The 19,132-nt window shown below is 72.4% G+C and carries 19 protein-coding genes; 10 read left to right on the top strand and 9 right to left on the bottom strand.

The window, feature by feature from the left end; translation table 11 throughout:
- Window positions 1-1,632 carry a response regulator transcription factor gene (locus tag OG984_RS07025; RefSeq protein ID WP_328530880.1) on the bottom strand — a complete coding sequence of 544 codons (1,632 nt, stop codon included), beginning with the start codon at window positions 1,630-1,632 and terminating at the stop codon, window positions 1-3.
- 32 nt (window positions 1,633-1,664) lie between these two features.
- Complete coding sequence (locus OG984_RS07020; protein ID WP_328530879.1) at window positions 1,665-2,765, bottom strand: flavin-containing monooxygenase; 1,101 nt, start codon at window positions 2,763-2,765, stop codon at window positions 1,665-1,667.
- A 123-nt stretch (window positions 2,766-2,888) separates the two neighbouring features.
- Here OG984_RS07020 and OG984_RS07015 point away from each other — a divergent pair, with 123 nt between their 5' ends.
- Entirely contained in the window at window positions 2,889-3,035 is a 147-nt protein-coding gene (locus OG984_RS07015; protein WP_328530878.1) for a hypothetical protein, read from the top strand.
- A gap of 23 nt (window positions 3,036-3,058) precedes the next feature.
- Here the strand turns inward: OG984_RS07015 and OG984_RS07010 are convergent, their stop codons facing one another.
- On the bottom strand, window positions 3,059-3,499 hold the full coding sequence (locus OG984_RS07010) for a hypothetical protein (RefSeq protein ID WP_328530877.1): 441 nt from the start codon (window positions 3,497-3,499) through the stop codon (window positions 3,059-3,061).
- A 65-nt stretch (window positions 3,500-3,564) separates the two neighbouring features.
- Between OG984_RS07010 and OG984_RS07005 the strand changes: the two genes are divergently transcribed.
- The 7 genes from OG984_RS07005 to OG984_RS06975 all read left to right on the top strand — a co-directional run bounded on the left by OG984_RS07005 (window position 3,565) and on the right by OG984_RS06975 (window position 10,861).
- Window positions 3,565-4,656 carry a threonine aldolase family protein gene (locus OG984_RS07005; RefSeq protein ID WP_328530876.1) on the top strand — a complete coding sequence of 364 codons (1,092 nt, stop codon included), beginning with the start codon at window positions 3,565-3,567 and terminating at the stop codon, window positions 4,654-4,656.
- 67 nt (window positions 4,657-4,723) lie between these two features.
- Complete coding sequence (locus OG984_RS07000; protein WP_328530875.1) at window positions 4,724-5,428, top strand: GAP family protein; 705 nt, start codon at window positions 4,724-4,726, stop codon at window positions 5,426-5,428.
- Between the two features lie 128 nt (window positions 5,429-5,556).
- Entirely contained in the window at window positions 5,557-5,781 is a 225-nt protein-coding gene (locus tag OG984_RS06995; RefSeq protein WP_328530874.1) for a heavy-metal-associated domain-containing protein, read from the top strand.
- Between the two features lie 18 nt (window positions 5,782-5,799).
- Window positions 5,800-6,978 carry an aminotransferase class V-fold PLP-dependent enzyme gene (locus OG984_RS06990; protein WP_328530873.1) on the top strand — a complete coding sequence of 393 codons (1,179 nt, stop codon included), beginning with the start codon at window positions 5,800-5,802 and terminating at the stop codon, window positions 6,976-6,978.
- A 3-nt stretch (window positions 6,979-6,981) separates the two neighbouring features.
- Window positions 6,982-8,199, top strand: a complete 1,218-nt coding sequence (locus OG984_RS06985; RefSeq protein WP_328530872.1) for a copper chaperone — start codon at window positions 6,982-6,984, stop codon at window positions 8,197-8,199.
- Window positions 8,196-9,581 carry an alanine racemase gene (locus OG984_RS06980; RefSeq protein ID WP_328530871.1) on the top strand — a complete coding sequence of 462 codons (1,386 nt, stop codon included), beginning with the start codon at window positions 8,196-8,198 and terminating at the stop codon, window positions 9,579-9,581. The genes OG984_RS06985 and OG984_RS06980 overlap by 4 nt, the downstream gene beginning before the upstream one ends.
- A gap of 2 nt (window positions 9,582-9,583) precedes the next feature.
- Complete coding sequence (locus OG984_RS06975) at window positions 9,584-10,861, top strand: pyridoxal-phosphate dependent enzyme (RefSeq protein ID WP_328530870.1); 1,278 nt, start codon at window positions 9,584-9,586, stop codon at window positions 10,859-10,861.
- A 10-nt stretch (window positions 10,862-10,871) separates the two neighbouring features.
- Here OG984_RS06975 and OG984_RS06970 read toward each other — a convergent pair whose 3' ends face one another.
- From OG984_RS06970 to OG984_RS06950, 5 genes are all read right to left on the bottom strand, one after another.
- On the bottom strand, window positions 10,872-11,468 hold the full coding sequence (locus OG984_RS06970) for a DUF5134 domain-containing protein (RefSeq protein WP_328530869.1): 597 nt from the start codon (window positions 11,466-11,468) through the stop codon (window positions 10,872-10,874).
- Window positions 11,469-11,559: 91 nt separating this feature from the next.
- A complete protein-coding gene (locus tag OG984_RS06965; RefSeq protein ID WP_008359516.1) occupies window positions 11,560-11,817 on the bottom strand; it encodes an HPr family phosphocarrier protein in 258 nt (85 codons plus the stop codon).
- 31 nt (window positions 11,818-11,848) lie between these two features.
- The gene (locus tag OG984_RS06960; protein ID WP_328532330.1) at window positions 11,849-13,903 is read right to left on the bottom strand and encodes a PTS fructose transporter subunit IIABC; all 2,055 of its coding nucleotides are present in this window, start codon (window positions 13,901-13,903) and stop codon (window positions 11,849-11,851) included.
- Window positions 13,900-14,859, bottom strand: a complete 960-nt coding sequence (locus OG984_RS06955) for a 1-phosphofructokinase family hexose kinase (protein ID WP_328530868.1) — start codon at window positions 14,857-14,859, stop codon at window positions 13,900-13,902. Before OG984_RS06955 ends, OG984_RS06960 begins: the two co-directional genes overlap by 4 nt.
- Window positions 14,856-15,623 (bottom strand): DeoR/GlpR family DNA-binding transcription regulator, encoded by a 768-nt coding sequence (locus OG984_RS06950; RefSeq protein WP_328530867.1) that lies wholly within the window; start codon window positions 15,621-15,623, stop codon window positions 14,856-14,858. Before OG984_RS06950 ends, OG984_RS06955 begins: the two co-directional genes overlap by 4 nt.
- Before the next feature lie 121 nt (window positions 15,624-15,744).
- Between OG984_RS06950 and OG984_RS06945 the strand changes: the two genes are divergently transcribed.
- Entirely contained in the window at window positions 15,745-17,421 is a 1,677-nt protein-coding gene (locus OG984_RS06945) for a putative PEP-binding protein (RefSeq protein WP_328530866.1), read from the top strand.
- Window positions 17,422-17,445: 24 nt separating this feature from the next.
- Window positions 17,446-17,880: an SRPBCC family protein gene (locus tag OG984_RS06940; RefSeq protein ID WP_328530865.1), complete on the top strand. Its 435-nt coding sequence runs from the start codon at window positions 17,446-17,448 to the stop codon at window positions 17,878-17,880.
- On the opposite strand, the gene OG984_RS06935 is transcribed toward OG984_RS06940, so the two are convergent.
- On the bottom strand, window positions 17,877-19,049 hold the full coding sequence (locus tag OG984_RS06935; protein WP_328530864.1) for a L,D-transpeptidase: 1,173 nt from the start codon (window positions 19,047-19,049) through the stop codon (window positions 17,877-17,879). The two genes, OG984_RS06940 and OG984_RS06935, sit on opposite strands and share 4 nt — an antisense overlap.
- Between the last annotated feature and the right edge of the window lie 83 nt (window positions 19,050-19,132).

Below are 19,132 nucleotides of genomic sequence, written 5' to 3'. Positions count from 1 at the left end.
TCAGACCACGCCGTGCTCGTAGGCGAAGGCGGTGGCGGCGGTGCGGGAGCGGACGTCGAGCTTGGTGAAGATGTTCGAGAGATGGCGGGCGACGGTCTTCTCGCTGAGGACCAGGTCGGTGGCGATCTGAGCGTTGCTGCGGCCGGAGGCGACCAGACGCAGGACCTCGGCCTCGCGGGCGGTGAGGCCGGCGGGCAGGGAGGCGGGGGCGAGGAGAGCTTCGGCCTCGTCGGCGGCAGGGCGGGCGCCGATCTGCCGGAAGACCGTACGTGCCGCCTCGAGCTCGCGGCGGGACGATTCGGTGTCGCCGGCCTCGGCCAGTGCTCGCCCGGTCAGCAGCCGGGCGCGGCCTCGCTCATAGGTGGCGTCGGCCCGGGCCCACAGCTGCTGGGCCTTGCGCAGGTAGGGCAGGGCGCCTGCGGCGTCGCCCGCGGCCAGCTCGACGGCACCGTGTGCGTGCGCGGCGGCCGCCTCCAGCCAGACGCAGCCGAAGCGTCCGGCCAGCGCGTCCAGCTCGGCCGCGGCGTCGCGGGCCCGGTCGCCCTCACCGGCTTCGATGAGCACGTCGACCGCGGCCGGCAGGAGGCGGCATCGCTGCACGTCACCGCCCGTCTCGGCGAGCAGCCGGTCGATCGCGGCCAGCGCCGCGGGGCCCTCGCCGCGGGCCGACCAGAGCAGGGCGAGGCCGGGCTGCGGGTCGAAGCCGCTGTCGGCAGCGCGCTCGTAGGCGGCATCGGCCTCGGCGTACTCGCCGCGCAGCCGGAGCACCTCGCCGGCCTCGTACGCCGCCAGCCCGACCGCGTCCGGCGCGTTCACCTCCCGGTAGCGGCGGGTGGCGTCGTCGAACTCCTCCAGAGCCCGCTGCCACTCGCCGTGCAGCCGCAGCAGCTGGCCGCGGTGGACGGCGCACTGGCCGGTGAACGCCAGCAGTCCGGGCTGGGCGGCGCACCAGCGCTCGAGTGCGGTTGTCCACTCCGCGACCCGGCCGAAGTCGCTGATCTCCTGGCAGCCCTCGATCGCGGTGCAGTAGACGTGTCCCGCCACGACGGAGGAGGCCTCGCCCGCGATCACCCGGACCATCGCCTCGTCGAGCCGGGCCAGACCTTCGGCCACCCGCCCTGCGTAGATCGCCATCCGGCCCTGCGCGCAGAGCCCCAGGGCGGTGAGGTCGGGCTCGGCATGGCGTCGGCCGAGTTCGGCCACGTGGTCGGCGTAGCTCCCGGCCGTGGCGTAGTCACCGGTGTCCAGCGCGCGGAACAACCGCAGGAAGTCCACCCATCCGACCGCGGCACCTGCGGTGTCCTCGCCGGCCTCGGTGACCAGGCCCTCCGCTCGCGACGTCCAGCCACGAGCGAGGGCGCCCTCGCCGTGGACGTAGGCGGTCATCGTGATCCGGAAGGCGCAACGGACCGAGCGACCGAGGTCGGCGGCCTCCTGACTCCTGCGGAAGGCACGCTGAAGAGCGGCGATGGTCTCGTCGTGGTGTCCGGTCAGCTCCGCGGCGACGGCGAAGTCCTCGAGCTCCTCGGCCGAGAGCAGGTCCGGGTCGGAGGCATACCAGGCTGCGTACGCCGCGCCCCAGTCGCCGCGGTCGTAGTCGACGCGGGCGCTCTCCAGCTGGACGTCGGCCACGGCAGGCACCTCCTCTGGAGAGCGTACTCGGATCAGGCGCCGACGGAGATCCGTGCCGACTGCCGCATCCGCGACGCGATCCGGTCGGCGACCAGCGCCGCGTCGCGGCCGGCACCCGCCAGCAGCATCGAGCTGAACGCGTACTGGAAGCTGAGGCCACAGAAGAACAGCCCATCGGCCTCCGGCACCACGCCACGCATCTCCCGCGGCCAGCCGTCCTCGTCCAGCACCGGCAGGTGGATCCAGTCGAAGGCCTGCCGGAAGCCGGTGGCCCACACGACGTTGGCGACCTCCCGCGGCTCGCCGTCGACGACCGGCAGGCCGTCGTGGACCTCCTCGACCCTGGAGGTCACCCGCTCGACGCCACGGTCGGCCAGGTCCGAGCGCTTCACGCGCAGCATCGGGCCGCCATGGCGCCGGATCTCAGGCATCTCCTTGCGTCCCATCGGCGTACGCCGCGTGATGACGTGGCGCCACATGAAGAGCAGCACCGGGAAGAGCACGTGCATCACCGGCGAGTCCAGGCGCGGCGGGATCTGGCCGCAGTCGCGGCCGGCCAGGATCGTCGGCCGCGACTCGGCGACCTCGAAGGCGATGTCGCAGCCGGAGTGGCTGGCGCCGACGACGAGAACCGGGCCCTCGCGCAGCTGCCCGGGGCGGCGGTACTCGCTCGAGTGGAGCTGCAGGATCGACGGGTCGAGCTGCGCCGAGATGGCGGGGACGTTGGGCGTACGCCCGAAGGTGCCGGTCGCCACCACGACGTTGTCGCAGGTCCAGGTGCCGCGGTCCGTCGTCACCCGGAACCCGTTGCCGTCCGTCTCCAGCCCGGTGACTCGGGTCTCGAGTTGCACGGGCAGCTCGAAGGTGCGGGCGTACGTCTCGAGGTAGTCGCCGACGTCGTCCTTGCCGGGGAAGGACCATCTCTTCGCCGGGAACGCCAGCCCCGGGAGGCCGTCGTACTTGGCCGGTGAGTAGAGCCGCAGCGTGTCCCACTGGCGTCGCCAGTTGTCGCCGATCCGCGCGTTGGCGTCGAGGATGAGGAACGGGCGGCCGCGGCGTCGCAGGTGGTAGCCGGTCGCCAGGCCGGCCTGGCCGGCGCCGATGATGATCGTCTCGATGTGTGTGGTGTCCATGCTCGTGACGCTAGGTCCGCGCCACACAGGTCCGCGTCGGTCGTGCGGCGCATTCGGGTTGCACGTGGCGATGGGTCGAATTACCCATCGCCATGCCAGCCGAGCGGGGGCGATACTCGACACATGGCGAAGCAGCCCCCGGAGGACTTCAGCAAGCTCCCGCCCTCGGTGCCGCTGGAGGACACCCTCGCCTACCAGCTCGAGACGGAGATCCCGCGCGGTCCCGAAGGTGGTGGGGACGCCGTCGACGGTGGTGGCGACGGCGACTGAGCGTCGGCCGATCGAGCGCGCCGTCAGAGCACGAGCAGGAGGCCGAGCGCCGCCAGCAGGTCCCAGATCCAGCACATGTGGACGTACCACGGCGGGATGCCGCGGAGCCCGAGGACGTGGCGGTCGTGGTGGTGCAGCAGGTCCCAGACGCCGTGCAGTGCCCAGCCGAGGGCGAGCCAGCGGCCGGAGACAGTGACCGCGAGCGCGATGCTGATGACGGCGGCAGCGAGGAAGGCCCACTCCGTCAGTCGCTCGGCACGGGTGCCCCAAACGAGCGAGAGCGTCGGGTAGACGCTGTAGAGAACGACCACCGACAAGCAGCCGAGGACGAGGCCGACCTGCGGCCAGCCGGCGACGACGACAGTGACCAGGGCGCCACCCACTCCGGCGTACGTCGCAGCGCGGAGCGACAGCAGGTTCTGGAACCTCGAGTCAGGTCGTCTGAGGATCGCAGGCAGGTTCATGGGGACAGACTAGAGCCGCAGAAATCCGATGCTCAGGATCGGCCGCGCTCACTAGGGTGAGCCGCGTGAACGAGGAGGAGAAGTCGCTGCACGAGCGACTCCGGGCGGCGATGATCGCGTGCCGGCAGAGCGTGTTCCCGGCGTACCCGAGTCCGGCTGAGGTGTTCGACGGGCTGGCGGAGGCGTGCCGAGAGCTCGGGATCGAGGAGTGGGACGTCTACGCCGAGAGGGGACCGGTGGCGCGCCTGGAGGCGGAGGTCTCCGAGCTGCTCGGCAAGCCTGCTGCGTACTTCCCCTCGGGGGTGATGGCGCAGCAGGTGGCGCTGCGGATCCACGCCGACAACGCCGGCAACCGGCGGGTCGCGATGCCCGACCTCTCCCACCTGCTCGTCCACGAGGACGACGGCCCGAGGATCCTTCAGGACCTGCGGATCGAACACCTCACCACGGGCCGCGAGACGCCGACGAGGGCGCACCTCGACGCGATCCCGGGACCGCTCACCGCCTGCCTGGTCGAGCTGCCGCTGCGCGATGCCGGCTGCGTCCTGCCGACCTTCGACGAGCTCGCCGAGCTGGCGCAGGCGTGCCGTGAACGTGGGATCGCGTTCCACATCGACGGTGCCCGGATCTGGGAGTCGCAGGAGTGGTTCGGGAAGCCGCTGGGCGAGATCGCGGGACTTGCGGACACCGTCTACACCAGCTTCTACAAGGGCCTCGGCGGGCTCGCCGGGGCGGCGCTGCTGGGCGATGACGACTTCGTCGCGCAGGCTCGGCTGTGGCGGCACCGGATGGGCGGCACCCTCTACCGCTCCACCGCCGAGGCCGTCGCCGCACTGGTCGGGCTCCGGGACCGGCTCCCGCACATCAGCGAGTGCGTGACCTGGGCGAGGGCCCTGGCCGCCGCGCTCCCGGCGTCCATCACCGTCCAGCCGGCGGTGCCCCACACCAACACCTTCCTCCTGTACGCAGCGGGCGACCCCGACGACATCAACACCCGTCTCCTCGCCGCCCTGGAGGAGCACTCGCTCGGGTTCAGTCGACCCTGGACGGCGAGCGAGGAGCCGGGCCGCGTGGCGACCGAGGTGACGGTCGGCCAGGGCGCGCTCGAGCTGGATCCCGAGACCGTCGCGGGGCATCTCGCTGCGCTGGTCGTCTGAGCGTACGGCCGGAGCTCCCCCGGAAGGGGTGATGACGGCGGCCTGAGCGAGCGGCGAGATTCGGAGAATGTGGGAACTCACCGGGCAGCTGCTGCCGGAGACGGTCGGGCTGATGGTCACGCCCGCCGCGATCGTGGCCTGCCTGCTCCTCCTCGGGTCCTCTCGCCCGTTCCGGAACGTCGCCATGCTGGCGGCACCGTTCCTGGTGATCTACGGGGCGATCTCGGTCGCCGCGCTCGCGGTGGGGCAGACCGCCGACCTCGGCGGCGACGACCCGTCGACGAGGCGGGGATGGCTGAGCCTGGTGGTCGGCCTCGTCTTCCTGGCCGTGGGCCTGTGGTCGTGGCTGCGGCCGCCGCGTCCTCGGGGCGCGCACTCTTCCACGGCAGGCGCCACGCCCGACGCCGTCGCGGAGCCCGGCTGGGTCTCGCGGCTGCGCGACCCGTCGCTTCGTCTGGTTCTCGGCGCCGGGGTCGTCCTGGCGGTCGTGAACCCGAACGTGGCCATCCTGGCCTCGGGACTGGGCATCGTGGTCACCGCCGACGCGACGCTCGGGGTGCAAGCAGGCGGTGTCGTGCTGCTGCTGGCGGCGAGCCTGGTCGACTTCGTCGTCCCCACGCTCGTGTTCGTCCTGGCCGGTGAGCCCGGCCGCCGATGGCTACGGTCGGCGACCCGGTGGCTCCTCGGCCACAACCGCGCCATCGGAGTCGGGGTGCTTCTCGTCTTCGGACTGCTGTTCGTCGGCCGCGGACTCGTACAGATCGTCGGCTGACAGCCGTCTCCGGCGGTCGACGCGGGCGTTGCCCTCCATCGGGCCGGGCACGGACCAAACCACCCCCAAGGCGATCTGTTCGGTGATATTTTCGAGCGGCCAGCGAAGTCCTACTGAAGGGCAGCCTGATGTCGGTTCAGTTCGAAGTGCGCATCGATGGAATGACCTGCAACCGCTGTGTCGAGAGCGTGACGAACGCTCTCGGAAACCTGGACGGCGTTCACGGCGTCGAGGTCGATCTGAACCCGGGAGCAATCTCGAGCGCCCGCGTCACCGCCGACGAACCGGTCGAGCCCAGGGTCCTCAGATCAACGCTCGCCAAGGCCGGCTTCTCGATCGCCCGCGAAACCTGACCGGGAGCGGAGTCGTTCGTGCTCGGCTCCCGTCGGCACTTTCCGGCCCTCACCGCCGAACCTGATCTCGTCTACCTCGACGCCGCCTCCGGCACCCCCTGTCCCGAACCGGTCATCGCACAGCTCACCGCCGAGCTGCGCGGACCCGCCGGCAACCCCGGCCGGGGCGGACATCCGTGGGCGCGCGACGCCCTGCGCCGCTTCGAGGAGGCGCGCGCCGCCGTCGCGGCGTTCCTCGGCGCGTCGGCCCCCGACGAGGTGGCCTTCACCCGCGGTGCGACCGGCGCGATGGCGTTCCTGACCGACCGATGGGGAGCCACCGTCCTCGCGGACGGCGGCGACATCCTCTACTGCCCCGGCGACCACCTCTCGACGGTGCGACCCTGGCTCAGGCTCGCGGAACGGATGCGTCCGCAGGGAGTCCGGGCGGTGGCGTACCGCCGCGACCGCCTCGGACGGATCCACCTCGACGACTTCGCCCGAGCCGCGAGCGACCGCACCAGAATCGTCGTCGCCACCGACGTCCACAACCTCCACGGCACCCGGACCGACCTCGAGGCGCTCCCGATCCCACCGTCCGCGACGCTCTGCCTGGACTGCTCCCAGAGCGCCGGACGGCTGCCCCTGCGCCTGGCCGAGTCCCGTGCCGAGGTGGCCGTCGTCTCGGGCCACAAGATGTTCGGCCCTCCCGGAACCGGCGCGGTCTACGTACGCCGGGGTCAGCATCACCGGATCGTCGTCGACCGGGCGGCCGGGCGGAGCGGTCCCGCCCGGCACGTCTCGCCGCTCACCGACGCCGCCGAGGAGGGCAGCCTCGACGGCGCCGGCGCGGCGGCGCTGGCCGGCGCCGCCACGTTCATCGACGGCATCGGCCTCGACGCCGTCGGGGGCCACCTCGCCGGTCTCGCCGCGCGGTTCGCGGACGGCGCCACCCGGATCGGAGGCGTCACCCTGCTCGGACCGCCGGTCGATGCGGGCCGCCCGCACAGCGGCATCGTCGCGTTCGCCCTCGACGGTCAGGCCGGTCCCGACGTCGCCTTCGCGCTCGAACGCCGCGGCATCTACGTACGCGCGGGCGACCACTGTCTCGACGGCCCGCGGGACGACGCCGTCCGGGCGAGCTTCCACCTCTACAACGACGAGAACGACGTCGACCGACTCCTGCAGGGCCTCACGGCCGCTGCCGAAAGGACCTGACACGTGCAGAGCGAAGGCATCCGATACGACCGCGCCGCCGCCGCCCGCATCCTGGCCGAGGTCGCCGGTGCCGACTTCCTGACCGGGCCCGCGCCGGCGACCCCGCCGGCCTCGGTGGAGTACCGCGTCGAAGAGCTCCGCCCCGAACCCGGGGGAGTGCTCACGACGGGACAGCGGCGCTACCTGGAGTCCTTCATGCGCCCGTGCCGGCCCGACCAGGTCGTCACCGCCACCCACCGCGTCACCTGGCGAGACTCCCGCGGGATCGCCAACAGCGGCCACATCGGGCCGGGGCCGCTGGGGCCGATCCTGCCGATCGCGGCCCGGGAGGCGGTGATCGCCGTGGGTGACGCGATCGCCGCCGCCGAGGCCGTCACCGCGCGGTCGGACGCCCTCGGCGACGACGAGCTCGACGTCCTCGCCGACACCACCACCGACCAGGAGCCCGGCGAGATCTTCCGCGTCGGCGCCGAGGCGGCTGGCCGCGCCCTCGTCCAGCACGGCATGCTCGCCGGCCAGGTCGACATCGACGACCCCGTCGAGTTCGCCGAGGAGATGCACGCCTCGGGCCTGTACGGCACGGTGGCCTCGACCTGGTTCTGGGAGCTGCAGGCCTCCACCTACCGCCGCGGCATGATCCCGGCACGGCTGGAGCGCTCCGGCGGCCGCCTCCGCTACACCGCCGAGTCCGTCGCGCTGCTCGCCGAGATGAAGCGCCGCACCATCGCCGACGCGCACGAGGTGATGGACCAGGCCCGCGAGGAGGGCCTGGGCCTGCGCGCCGCGATCCAGCGCTACCACGTCGAGCTCGACCAGATCTCGCGACAGTACGCCTTGCTGCCGGTCGAGGAACGCCCGGTCTGCCTCGGGCAGCGAGCCCATCAGATCGACGGCGCACGGGTCCAGCCGCTCGCCGCGGTCGCCGACGCGCTGACCGGCGCCTTCCGGTCCGCGATCGGGTCGGTGCGGATCTCCGAGGCCCCCGCGCGTGCCGACGGAGACGCCCGGTTCGCCGCGGGGGAGCAGGAGTTCGGGGTGCCGGACATGACGTGCCGGCACTGCCGGGTGACGATCACCGCGGTCTTCGACGCCCAGGCGGCCGAGCTGATCGAGGTGGACCTGCACGGCAAGCGGGTGCGCGCCAGGTTCACCGACGCCGACCAGCGCGACCGGGTCTTCGCCGACCTGCGCGACTGCGGCTACACGGTGGCCGACGGGTGAGTGCTCGCTACCCGCTCCCGGCCGCGCGGCACCCGATCGCCGACCGGTTCCTCGCCGACGGTGCCGCCGTGGAGGAGGCGATCGAACGGTTCGGCTCCCCGCTGCACGTCGTCTTCCCCCAGGTGATGGCCGAGAACGCGGCGGCGCTGACGCACGTCCTGCGGCGCCACGCGGTCCCGCACGAGGTCTTCTACGCCCACAAGGTGAACGCCTCGACCGCGCTGGTCGCCGAGGCGGCCGCGGCCGGCCTCGGCGTGGACGTGGCATCCTCGGCCGAGCTCGACCGGGCCCTGGCGGCGGGGTTCGCGCCGCACCGGATCGAGGCCACCGGACCGAAGTCGCCGGCGTTCGTCGAGCGGATCGCCTCGCTCGGCGTCACAGCGAACGCCGACGACCTCTGGGAGCTCGACCGGCTCGCCGCCGCGGCGCCCTCGGGCCAGCCCTCGGGCAGCAACGTCCAGGTCCTGCTGCGGCTCTCCGGCTTCGCCTCGCCGATGGTGCCGCACTCGCGGTTCGGCATCGACCTCGCCGACGCCGACGCTGCCCTCGAGACCGTACGCCGCGCGCCCGGCCTCGAGCTGCGCGGTGTGGCGTTCCACCTCGACACCGCCGACCCGGCCGCCCGGGTGGACGCGCTGACCGAGTCGATGGCAGTCGTGGCCGCTGCGTACCGCAAGGGTCTGCGGCCGTCGGTGGTCGACATCGGCGGCGGGCTCCGCCAGCGGTTCGTCGAGGATCCGGAGCCCTTCCAGCGATACGCGCAGGCGCTTGCCGCGGGGCCGGGGGAGCTGGTCTGGCCCGGTCATGACGTGGTGGCGCCGGCCGCGCACAAGTACGGCAACCACCGCCCTGCCACCGAGGTGCTGGAGAGGTTCCTGACCGCCGAGATCGAGCGGCGACCGGTCGCCGAGGTCCTGCGCGAGTGCATGCTCACCCTGTGGATCGAACCGGGCAAGGCTCTCGTCGACCACGCCGGGATCACCCTGGCCTCGGTGCTCTACCGCAAACGCGCGGCGGGGCGGGACCTGGTCGTGCTCGACCTGTCCCGCAACCAGGTCACCCCGGCCGACCAGGAGGTCCTGGTCGACCCGGTCGTGGTCGACGGGCGTGGCGATCCGCCGGAGAAGGGAGTGTTCCTGGCCGGACGGCTCTGCCTGGAGTCGGACCTGATCAGCCGGCGAAAGGTGTTCCTCGACGCCGAGCCGGACAGCGGCGACGTACTCGCGTTCGTGAACACCGCCGCCTATCAGATGGACCTGTCGGCGTCGGCCGCCGCCGGGCATCCGCCGCCGCCCAAGGTCGCCGCCGTCCTGGACGGGGGCCGGTTCACCTTCACCGCCGAGACGCCCGCCGACACGTTCGACGACCACCACGGGAGCTGACCATGCGTTACGACAGCGTGCTCGACATGATCGGCGACACCCCGCTGCTGCGGCTCGATCCGGCCGCCCACGGCGTGCCCGGAGCCGAGATCTTCCTGAAGCTGGAGTCGGCCAACCCGTTCGGCTCCGTGAAGGACCGGGTCGCGTGGGGGCTGCTGCGCGACCACATCGGCGCGATCGCCGACGAGGACCGGGTCGTCGTGGAAGCCTCGAGCGGCAACACCGCGAAGGCGCTCCAGATCATCACCTCGATGCACGGGGTCCGGTTCCGTGCCTTCACCAACCGGGTCCGGGTGCGCGAGGTCCGCGAGATGCTCTCGCTGCTCGGCGCCGAGGTGACGGAGATGCCCGGCCTTTCGGAGTGCCCGGACCCGACCGCCCCCAACGATGTCTTCAGCGTGATCGGCGACCTCATGGAGGGCGAGCCCGGGCGCTACCACCACACCTCGCAGTACACCAACGAGGACAACCTGCGTGCCCACTACGAGCAGACCGGGCGCGAGATCTTCCGCGACGCCGGCCCGGTCGACCTGCTCGTGGGCGGGCTCGGCACCACCGGGTCGACCCGAGGGGCGGCGACCTACCTGCGCGAGCAGAACCCGCAGACCGCGGTCGTCGGTGTCGTGGCCGCCGAGGGCGACTTCATCCCCGGCATCCGGTCGGCGGCGGAGATGTGGGAGGTCGGGCTCTTCGAACCCGACTTCTACGACGCGATCGCCGCCGTCGACTCGGCCGACGCGATCTCGGCGAGCCTTGAGCTCGCCACCCGGCACGGGGTGCTTGCCGGCCCCACCACCGGGGCGGCCTATGCCGCGGCACGGGAACGGCTCCTGTCCGGGCCTGGCGGCCCGGTCACGGCGGTCGTCATCGCGTGCGACCGGATGGAGCCGTACCTCTCCTACTACCGCCACCGCCGCCCCGACCTCTTCGGAGCAGCCGCCCCGACGACCTCCGATCCCGCGCCCTCGGTCACCGCCGAGGCGATGGAGGCGTGGATCGCGGACGGAGAGCACGTCGTCGTGGTGGACGTACGCACCGCCCTGGCGTTCCAGGCGGGCCATCTCCCCGGCGCGATCAACCTCCGCGACGACCTGCTCGAGCAGATCATGGAGGCGGGGACGCCGTTCTCGGAGGCCTCCCGAGTGGTGTTCGTGTGCCCGACGGGGGAGCGGTCGGCGCGGTTCGCGGCGCGGGCCGCCACGACCGGGTGCCGGGCGTACAACCTCGAGGGTGGTGTCCTCGCCTGGCGAGACAGCGGGCGGCCGCTCGCCGGGGTGTGAGGTCCCGGCCTCACGCCGGCATGAGGAGGAGCATCGTGCCCATCCCGGTGGCCATGAGCCCGTGACCGAGGGCCGGGAGACGGTGCTCGCGTATGGCGGCCGCGCGCAGCAGCCACCAGATCACCCCGGCCGCGCACGCCGCGACGAACAGCGAGTTGACCAGGATCGCCCAGCCCGGCGCAGCGGCGGCTGTAGCCGGCGGCAGCACCGCCGTGGCGCCGCTGTGGCCGGCGTGCCCTGAGGTGTGGGTGCCCGCGCCATGGGCGTCGCTCATGAGCAGCGGCATCGCGGCGAGCATCCAGATCATCGCCGCGTTGAGCGCAAGATGTCCGACGATGTCCGCGCGCCGCGCCCGCCCGCTCGTGCGGTGCAGGGCGGGCAGCAGCACCACCGTCAGGATCCCGAACAGCGCGACCTGAGCCCAGACGGCCGCGTCCCAGAGGATCACCCAGATCATCAGGATCATCGCGGCGCTCATCACGGTGTGGTTGACGTGCAGAACGGTCTGCCCACCGGACCCGGGACAGACCACGAGGGTCCAGATTCCCGAGGTGCCGGTGAGCACGAAGGCCACGGTCAGCAGTAGGTCCCAAGGCGGATCGACCACCCGACCAACGTACCGTCGCCACACCGTGTGTGCGGCCGGTTGCCGTGATCAGTGCCGCAGGCCGGCAAACCCGCCCGGGGTGACGCCTCGCTCAGGCGTCGAGATCCTGCGCGACGAGCGCCGCGATGGTGTCGACGGCGGCCTGGTCGGGACCGGTGACCTCGACCTTGTCGCCGTTGGCGGCGCCGAGGGTCATGATCAGCAGGGAGGAGGCCGCGTCGACCGGCTCGCCGCCGGGGACGGCCAGGGTGATCTCGGCACCGAGCTCCTCGACCTTCTCCGAGATGATCGCGGCGGGGCGGGCGTGGAGGCCGACGGCCGAGCCGACGGTGACGGTCTGGGTGGGCATGATGCTCCTTCGGTTGATGGGATGTGCTGCGTCAGCTGGCGGCGGCGGCCGGGACCGGGGCGCGGCCGACGGACTTGAGGGCGATCACGGTGGCGGCGCCGACGACCACACCGGCGGCCAGCGCGATCAGGTAGCCGAGCACGTTGGTGACGGCGAAGAGGACGAAGATGCCGCCGTGCGGGGCGCGGACGCCGACCTCGAAGAGCTGGGAGAGGCCGCCGGTCACGGCGCTGCCGACCATGATCGCCGGGATGACGCGCATCGGGTCGCCCGCGGCGAACGGAATGGCGCCCTCGGTGATGAACGAGGCACCGAGCAGCCAGCCGGCCTTGCCGTTCTCGTGCTCGGCGGTGGTGAAGAGCTGGGGACGTACGACGGTGGCCAGCGCCAGCGCGATCGGCGGCACCATGCCGCTGAGCATGACCGCGGCCATGATCCGCAGCTCGGGGGCGTTCGCGGCCAGCGAGGCGGCGCCGACGCCGGTCGCGGCGAAGCTGTAGGCGACCTTGTTGAGCGGGCCGCCCATGTCGAAGGCCATCATCAGGCCGAGCACCGCACCGAGGGCGACGGCGCTGCTGCCGTCCAAGGCGGCGAGACCGTCGGTGAGCCGCTCCATCAGCCAGTTGATCGGCTTGCCGAGCACCACGATCATCACCAGACCGGCCAGGATCGAGGTCACCAGCGGGATCACCAGCACGGGCATCAGGCCACGTGCCCAGCTCGGTACCCGCCAGCCGCTGACCCAGTGGGCGATCACGCCGGCGAGCACACCGCCCGCGATCGCGCCGAGGAAGCCGGTCGCCGGCGCTGCCACGCCGTCGGCGTTGGCGACACCGAACAGGTTCGCGGCCAGGGCACCCATGATGAAGCCGGGGGCGATACCGGGGCGGTCGGCGATGGCGTACGCGATGTAGCCGGCGAGCGCCGGGATGAACAGCATGAACGCCGTCTTGCCGATGACGAAGAAGAGCGCGCCGAGGTAGACGGCGAGACCGCTGTCGAAGAGGGCGTGCTCGAGACCGAGGGCCTGTACGTCGGGGAGGTTCGTGAGCGTGTTGTCGACCATGACCGCGCCGTAGACGTCGGTGATGTCGTAGCCGCCGAGCAGGAAGCTCAGCGCGATCAGCAGGCCGCCGGCGGCGACGAACGGGATCATGTAGGAGACACCCGTCATCAGGATCCGGCGGGTCCGGCCGCCCCAGCTCTCCGAGGCGGCCGTGCTCGACTCGGAGGAGTCGCCCCTGCCGGATTCGACGCGGGCGGCGTTCGGGTTCTCGGCGGCGGCGAGCGCCTCGGCGATCATCGCGTCGGCGTCGTCGATCGGACGCTTCACGCCGGAGGAGACCAGCGGCTTGCCGGCGAACCGGGCGCGGTCGCGGACGCCGACGTCGACGGCGAAGATGGCTGCGTCGGCGTTGGTGATCGTCTCGGCGGGCAGCGGGGTCGCCCCCGCGGAGCCCTGGGTCTCGACCGCGATATCGACCCCTGCCCGCGCGGCGGCGGCCTGGAGCGCCTCGGCCGCCATGTAGGTGTGCGCGATGCCGGTCGGGCAGGCGGTCACCGCGACGAGCGAACGCTTCTTCGACGGCGCCGCGTCCTCAGTCGGGGCCGGACTCTTGGCGGCGGCAGGTTCGTCGCTGACCGCGTCGAGGATGGTCCGGGCAGCTTCCTCGGCGGAGTCGGTCTCGCGCAGCTTCCGGCCGAACTCGGGACGGGCCAGGGCTCGGGCGAGCTTGGTGAGGATGGTCAGGTGGGTGGCGTCGCCGCCCGCGGGCGCTCCGATGAGGAACGCCAGGTCGGCCGGGCCGTCCTTCGCGCCGAAGTCGACCGGAGGCGAGAGCCGGGCGAAGGCCACCACGGGCTCGTCGACCCCGGACGTACGGCAGTGGGGGATCGCCAGGCCACCGGGCAGGCCGGTGGCGGAGACCTCCTCGCGGGCCAGCGCGTCGGCGACCAGTGCCTCGAGGTCGGTGGCCCGGCCGGAGTCGGCCACGCGCTGGGCCAGGGCACGGATGACTTCGTGCTTGTCGGTGCCGAGGTCGGCGTCGAGGGCGACGAGCTCGGGGGCGATGAGTGCGGACATCAGAGTCCTCCGGTGATGGGGTCGAGGTCGCGTACCGATACGAGGTCGGCGTGGACCTGGGGTGGGGTGGGGAGGGTGGTGCCGGGAAGACCGGCGGCTGCACTGCCGTACGCGACGGCGAGCCCGAGACGTTCAGGCGCGGTGAGTCCGCGCAGGTCGGCGAGGAGATAGCCGAACAGGGAGCTGTCGCCGGCACCGACCGTGCTGACGACGTCGGTGGGCGGCGGGGTGGCGTGCCACGTACCTTCCTCGGTCACGAGGACGGCGCCGTTTCCGCCGAGGGTCGCGAGCACGGCGGTGACCCCGCGCTCGACCAGGGTCCGGGCTGCAGCCACGGCGGCGACCGGGTCGTCGAGGCCGGCTGCGTCGGCGCCGGTGATCGAGGCCAGCTCCTCGGCATTGGGCTTGAGCAGGTCGGGGGCGCCGGACGGAAGCCCGGCGGCGAGCGCCTCCAAGGGGGCCTCGCTGGTGTCGACGGCGATGCGGGCGCCGGTGGACCTGAGCGCCTTCACGACCTCGGCGTACCAACCGGCCCGGGCCCCGGGCGGCAGCGAGCCGGCCAGGACGACCCAGGTCGCGTGCTCGGCCTCCTGGACGAGGCGGGCCGCCAGGGCGTCGAGCAGCGCGGGCGTCGCGGTGGTGCCCGGCCCGTTGAGCTTCGTGGTCGTCCCGTCGGGCTCGGTGACGGTGGTGTTGATCCGCGGTCGGCCCGCCGGTCCGACGGTGACCACGTCGAGCCCGGAGGCCCGCAGCTCGGTGACCATCGGGTCGAGGTCCGGGCACGGCAGCACGGCGCGCGTCGGCACTCCCGCGGCGTACGCAGCGCCGGAGATGTTCACGCCCTTGCCGCCCGGCTGGGAGCTGGTCGCCGCGGCGCGCAGCACTTCCCCGCGGCGCAGCGGGCTGGTGAGCATCACGGTGTGGTCGATGCTCGGGTTGGCGGTCAGCGTGACGATCATGCGATCCGCACCTCGAGGCCGCTCTCGCGCAGCTCGTCGGCGACGTCGTCGTCGATGTCGCTGTCGGTGACGAGCACGTCGACGTTGCCCAGTGCGGCGAAGCGCAGGGTGGTCTCGACGCCGATCTTGCTGGAGTCCGTCAGGCACACGACCCGGCGGGCGGTGTTGACCAGCGCTCGCTTGGTCGCGGCCTCCTCGTGGTCGGGCGTGGAGAGGCCGTGGGCCAACGTCAGCCCGTTGGTCGCCACGAAGCAGACGTCGACCCGCAGCCGGCTCAGCGCGTCCACGGTCTCGGCGCCGACGGCCGCCTGGGTGGCCGGACGGACGCGGCCGGGCAGCAGGTGGAGCTCGATCTGGGCGCTGCCGGCCAGCATCGCGGCGACCGGGACGGCGTGGGTCACCACGGTGAGCTGGTGGTCACGGGGGAGGGCGCGGGCGAACCTGCTGGTGGTCGTCCCGGCGTCGATGGCGATGGTGCCGCCGGCGGTGGGAAGGAGGTCGAGGGCTGCCTGGGCGATGCGGTCCTTCTGCGCGGTGAAGGTCTGCTCCCGCTCGCCGAGCGCGGACTCGAGCACGGCCATGGTCTCCACCGGCACCGCTCCGCCGTGCACGCGGCGGACCAGGCCGCGACGCTCCAGGGTGGAGAGGTCCCGGCGCACGGTCTCGGTGGTGACGTCGAATCGCTCGGCGATGTCGGCCACGGACATCCGCCCGCGCTCGGCGACGAGACGGGCCGTCGCGATCTGTCGCTCCTCGGCGTACATCGCGGCCTCCTTCAGAATCGGTGTGGTTTCGAGTGGATTTCGGGCTTGTGAATGCCCACATATGTTGTTTTATGCCCGAATGTGTTGACTCGTCAAGGGGTCAGGACAGATATTTGTGGCCATGGTCACGTCTCACTCATCTGTCCTCTCCGGCACTCCGGTGGTCCCGGGGATCGTGCTGGCGCCCGTCCACGTGGTGCGGACCGAGGTCGACCCACGTGCGTTGGCCGCCTTCGAGCGGCGCGGGTTCGAGCACCCGGAGGACGCCCTCGCGGCCTACGAGAGCGCCGCCACCGCCGTCGCCGACGGCTACGCACGCCGCGCCGAGGCCGCTTCGGGAGCCGCCGCCTCGGTGCTGAGCGCGAGCGCCGGCCTGGCCCGCGACAAGGGCCTGCGCGTCGCCGTGGAGAAGCACGTGCGTGCGGGGGAGGGCTTGGTCGCCTCCGTCGGGGCGGCGGTCGAGCAGTTCGCGACGCTGTTCAGCGGGATGGGCGGTCTGATGGCCGAGCGGGTCACCGACCTGCGCGACATCGAGCGCCGGGTCCTGGCCCATCTCGCCGGTGAGCCCGAGCCCGGTGTGGACGTGCCCGAGGGCACGAGCGTGCTGGTGGCCGCCGACCTGGCGCCCTCCGACACCGCCGCTCTCGACCCGGCCCGGGTGGTCGCGCTCGTCACCGAGCGAGGCGGCCCCACCAGCCACACCGCGATCATCGCCCGCCAGCTCGGCATCCCTTGCCTGGTCGGCGTGGCCGGCGCGACCGGCATCGCCCCGGGGACACTCGTACTCGTCGACGGCCAGGCCGGCGTCGTCGACCTCGAGCCAGGACCGGACGCGGCCGCCCGCGCCGAGGCCGACCTCGCCCGCCGGCAGGCGGTCGCCGCGTGGACCGGTCCCGGTCGCACCGCCGACGGCCACCCGGTGGCGCTCCTCGCCAACGTCGCCGACGGTTCCTCGGCACGCGACGCTGCCGCCGGCCAGGTCGAGGGCGTCGGTCTCTTCCGCACCGAGCTCTGCTTCCTCGACCGCCGCGAGGAGCCCGCCGTCGACGAGCAGGCCGACGTCTACACCGAGGTGCTCGCGCCCTTTGCCGGCCGCGGCCACGTCGTCGTACGCACCCTGGACGCGGGCTCGGACAAGCCGATCGCCTTCGCGACCCACGAAGGTGAGGAGAACCCGGCCCTGGGCGTACGCGGCCTGCGGCTCGCCGCCGACAACCCCGGTCTGCTGGAGCGTCAGCTCGACGCCATCGCGATCGCCGCCGAGCGCACCGGCGCCGACACCTGGGTGATGGCGCCGATGGTCGCCACCGTCCAGGAGGCCGCAGACTTCGCCGCTCTGGTCCGGGCCCGCGGTCTCAAGCCCGGAGTCATGGTCGAGGTGCCGGCGGCCGCGCTGATGGCCCACCGGATGCTGGAGGTGGTCGACTTCCTCTCCATCGGCACCAACGACCTGACCCAGTACGCCATGGCCGCCGACCGGCTGGCCACCGACCTGGCCCACCTGACCGATCCCTGGCAGTCCGCGGTGCTGCAGCTCATCGCCATCACCGCCGAGGCGGGACGTACGGCCGGGAAGCCTGTCGGGATCTGCGGCGAGGCCGCCGCCGACCCGCTGCTCGCGCCCGTGCTCGTGGGCCTCGGCATCACCTCGCTCTCGATGGCTCCTGCCGCCGTCGCCGCGGTCGGCGCCCGGCTCGAGTCGGTGAGCGCCGGGCTGTGCGAGGACGCCGCCGAGGCCGCGCTCGGCGCGCTGTCGCCGGCGCTCGGCCGCGAGGCGGTCGCCACGCTCCTGGGCTGATCGGGCCCCGTGCACACTGGGCTCATGCCCGCGCACTACGTGTTCACCGAGACCTGGGAGCTCCCGTTGTCACCCGAGACGGTGCGCGACGTACTGCTCGACGTCGAGCACTACCCGCAGTGGTGGCCGCAGGTGCGGGCGGTGGCGAAGCTCGGCGAGGACGACGCGCTGCTGGTGTGCCGCTCGGTGCTGCCCTACGACCTGGAGATCGTGCTGCACGCGGTCAGCCGCGACCTGCCCACGCTGGAGGTCGGTCTCGGCGGTGACCTGGACGGGTTCGCGCGCTGGACCCTGACACCCGCGGAGAGCGGGAGCCGGATGGTGTTCGAGCAGGAGGTCGTCGTACGCGGCCTGCTCGGTCTGGCCTCGGTCGCGCTGCGGCCGGTCCTGACCTGGAACCACCGGCAGATGATGCTCGGCTGCCGGCAGGGCTTGGCTGCCGCTGTCGACTCGGCCTAGAGAGCGGAGCCCTTCTGGTATTCGGCCCAGGAGAGGTTCCAGTCGCCGAAGCCGTTGTCCCACTCCATCTTCCGGTCGGTGCCGGTGGTCTCGACGACGTCGCCGATACGGGCCAGGCCGTAGAGCCAGGCGGCGTTGGCGGTGGAGAGGCCGGTGCAGCCGTGGGAGACGTTGGCATAGCCCTGGGATCCGGTCGACCACGGCGCGGCGTGGATGAACTCACCGGAGTTGCTGATCCGCATGGCGTACTCGACGTCATCGAGGGAGTAGTAGTCGCTCGAGCTCTGGTCGGAGATGCCGATCGTCTCCGAGCGCATCTCCTTGACGCGGTGCTTCTCGGAGATGACCTTGATCCCGGAGCGCGTGGTGAAACCGGGCTTGCCGGTGGTGATCGGGATCGTGCGCAGCAGCTTGCCGTTGCTGAAGACCTTCATCCGGTGGGTGCGGGCGTTGACTCTGAAGACGTGCGCGTCGCCGACCTTGTAGGTGGCGGTGCGGCTGTGCTGGCCGTAGACGCCGCCTCCCGCGGAGGCCCCGTTGATGTCGAGGTCGACCTTGATCGTGGTGCCGGGCTTCCAGTAGCGCTGCGGGCGGTAGCGGGCCTCGGTGTCGGAGACCCAGTGCCAGGAGCCGGTCTGCGCCGGGGTGGAGGTGACGTGCATGCGCTTCTCGAAGGAGGCGTGGTCCTTGACCGGTACGTCGAAGTAGACCGCGACCGGCATCCCGACGCCGACCTCGGACTTGTCGACGGGCACGACCGTGGCGAACGTCTGCTGGGCCAGCGAGAGCGAGCGGGTGGTGAAGCTGCTGGTGACCTTGCCGGTCTCACCGGTGGCGGTGACCGTGTAGCGCAGCGCCGGGTCGAGGAGGTCGTTGGCGGTCCACGTCTTCTTGTCCTCCGACAGCGAGCCGGGGACCGTGCGTCCGTCCGGCTTGGCGACCTTCACGCTCGTGAACTCGCCCGAGGTCGCCGTGACGGTCACGGTGCTGTCCACCGCGACGTCCTTGGCCCCGTCGGCGGGGAAGATCTTGGCGGTGAGCGGCTTCGCCGAGGGCGAGGCGCTCGGCTCGCCCTTGGCGGCCGAGTCCGGGGACTCGGGGACCTCGGCGCAGCCCGAGAGCACGAACAAGGCCATGGCGGCCACGACAGGGAAGGAACGAACCCGCATGGGATAACTATGCGGTAGGCGGCAACCGAATTCCCGGCATGTCGGCGCGTGTGACGAAGGTTGTGGCCTTGTCGGTGGTGCCG

The sequence above is a fragment of the Nocardioides sp. NBC_00368 genome (genome assembly GCF_036090055.1).
Taxonomy (GTDB): Bacteria; Actinomycetota; Actinomycetes; order Propionibacteriales; family Nocardioidaceae; genus Nocardioides.
Note: the sequence above shows the minus strand (reverse complement) of the source record. Positions and strands in the feature narration are given on the sequence as shown.

Coding starts and splice junctions, on each gene's coding strand:
- OG984_RS07020 (WP_328530879.1), bottom strand. CDS start 2,765: ATGGACACCACACACATCGAGACGATCATCATCGGCGCCGGCCAGGCC.
- OG984_RS07015 (WP_328530878.1), top strand. CDS start 2,889: ATGGCGAAGCAGCCCCCGGAGGACTTCAGCAAGCTCCCGCCCTCGGTG.
- OG984_RS07010 (WP_328530877.1), bottom strand. CDS start 3,499: ATGAACCTGCCTGCGATCCTCAGACGACCTGACTCGAGGTTCCAGAAC.
- OG984_RS07000 (WP_328530875.1), top strand. CDS start 4,724: ATGTGGGAACTCACCGGGCAGCTGCTGCCGGAGACGGTCGGGCTGATG.
- OG984_RS06995 (WP_328530874.1), top strand. CDS start 5,557: ATGTCGGTTCAGTTCGAAGTGCGCATCGATGGAATGACCTGCAACCGC.
- OG984_RS06975 (WP_328530870.1), top strand. CDS start 9,584: ATGCGTTACGACAGCGTGCTCGACATGATCGGCGACACCCCGCTGCTG.
- OG984_RS06965 (WP_008359516.1), bottom strand. CDS start 11,817: ATGCCCACCCAGACCGTCACCGTCGGCTCGGCCGTCGGCCTCCACGCC.
- OG984_RS06955 (WP_328530868.1), bottom strand. CDS start 14,859: ATGATCGTCACGCTGACCGCCAACCCGAGCATCGACCACACCGTGATG.
- OG984_RS06950 (WP_328530867.1), bottom strand. CDS start 15,623: ATGTACGCCGAGGAGCGACAGATCGCGACGGCCCGTCTCGTCGCCGAG.
- OG984_RS06945 (WP_328530866.1), top strand. CDS start 15,745: ATGGTCACGTCTCACTCATCTGTCCTCTCCGGCACTCCGGTGGTCCCG.
- OG984_RS06940 (WP_328530865.1), top strand. CDS start 17,446: ATGCCCGCGCACTACGTGTTCACCGAGACCTGGGAGCTCCCGTTGTCA.
- OG984_RS06935 (WP_328530864.1), bottom strand. CDS start 19,049: ATGCGGGTTCGTTCCTTCCCTGTCGTGGCCGCCATGGCCTTGTTCGTG.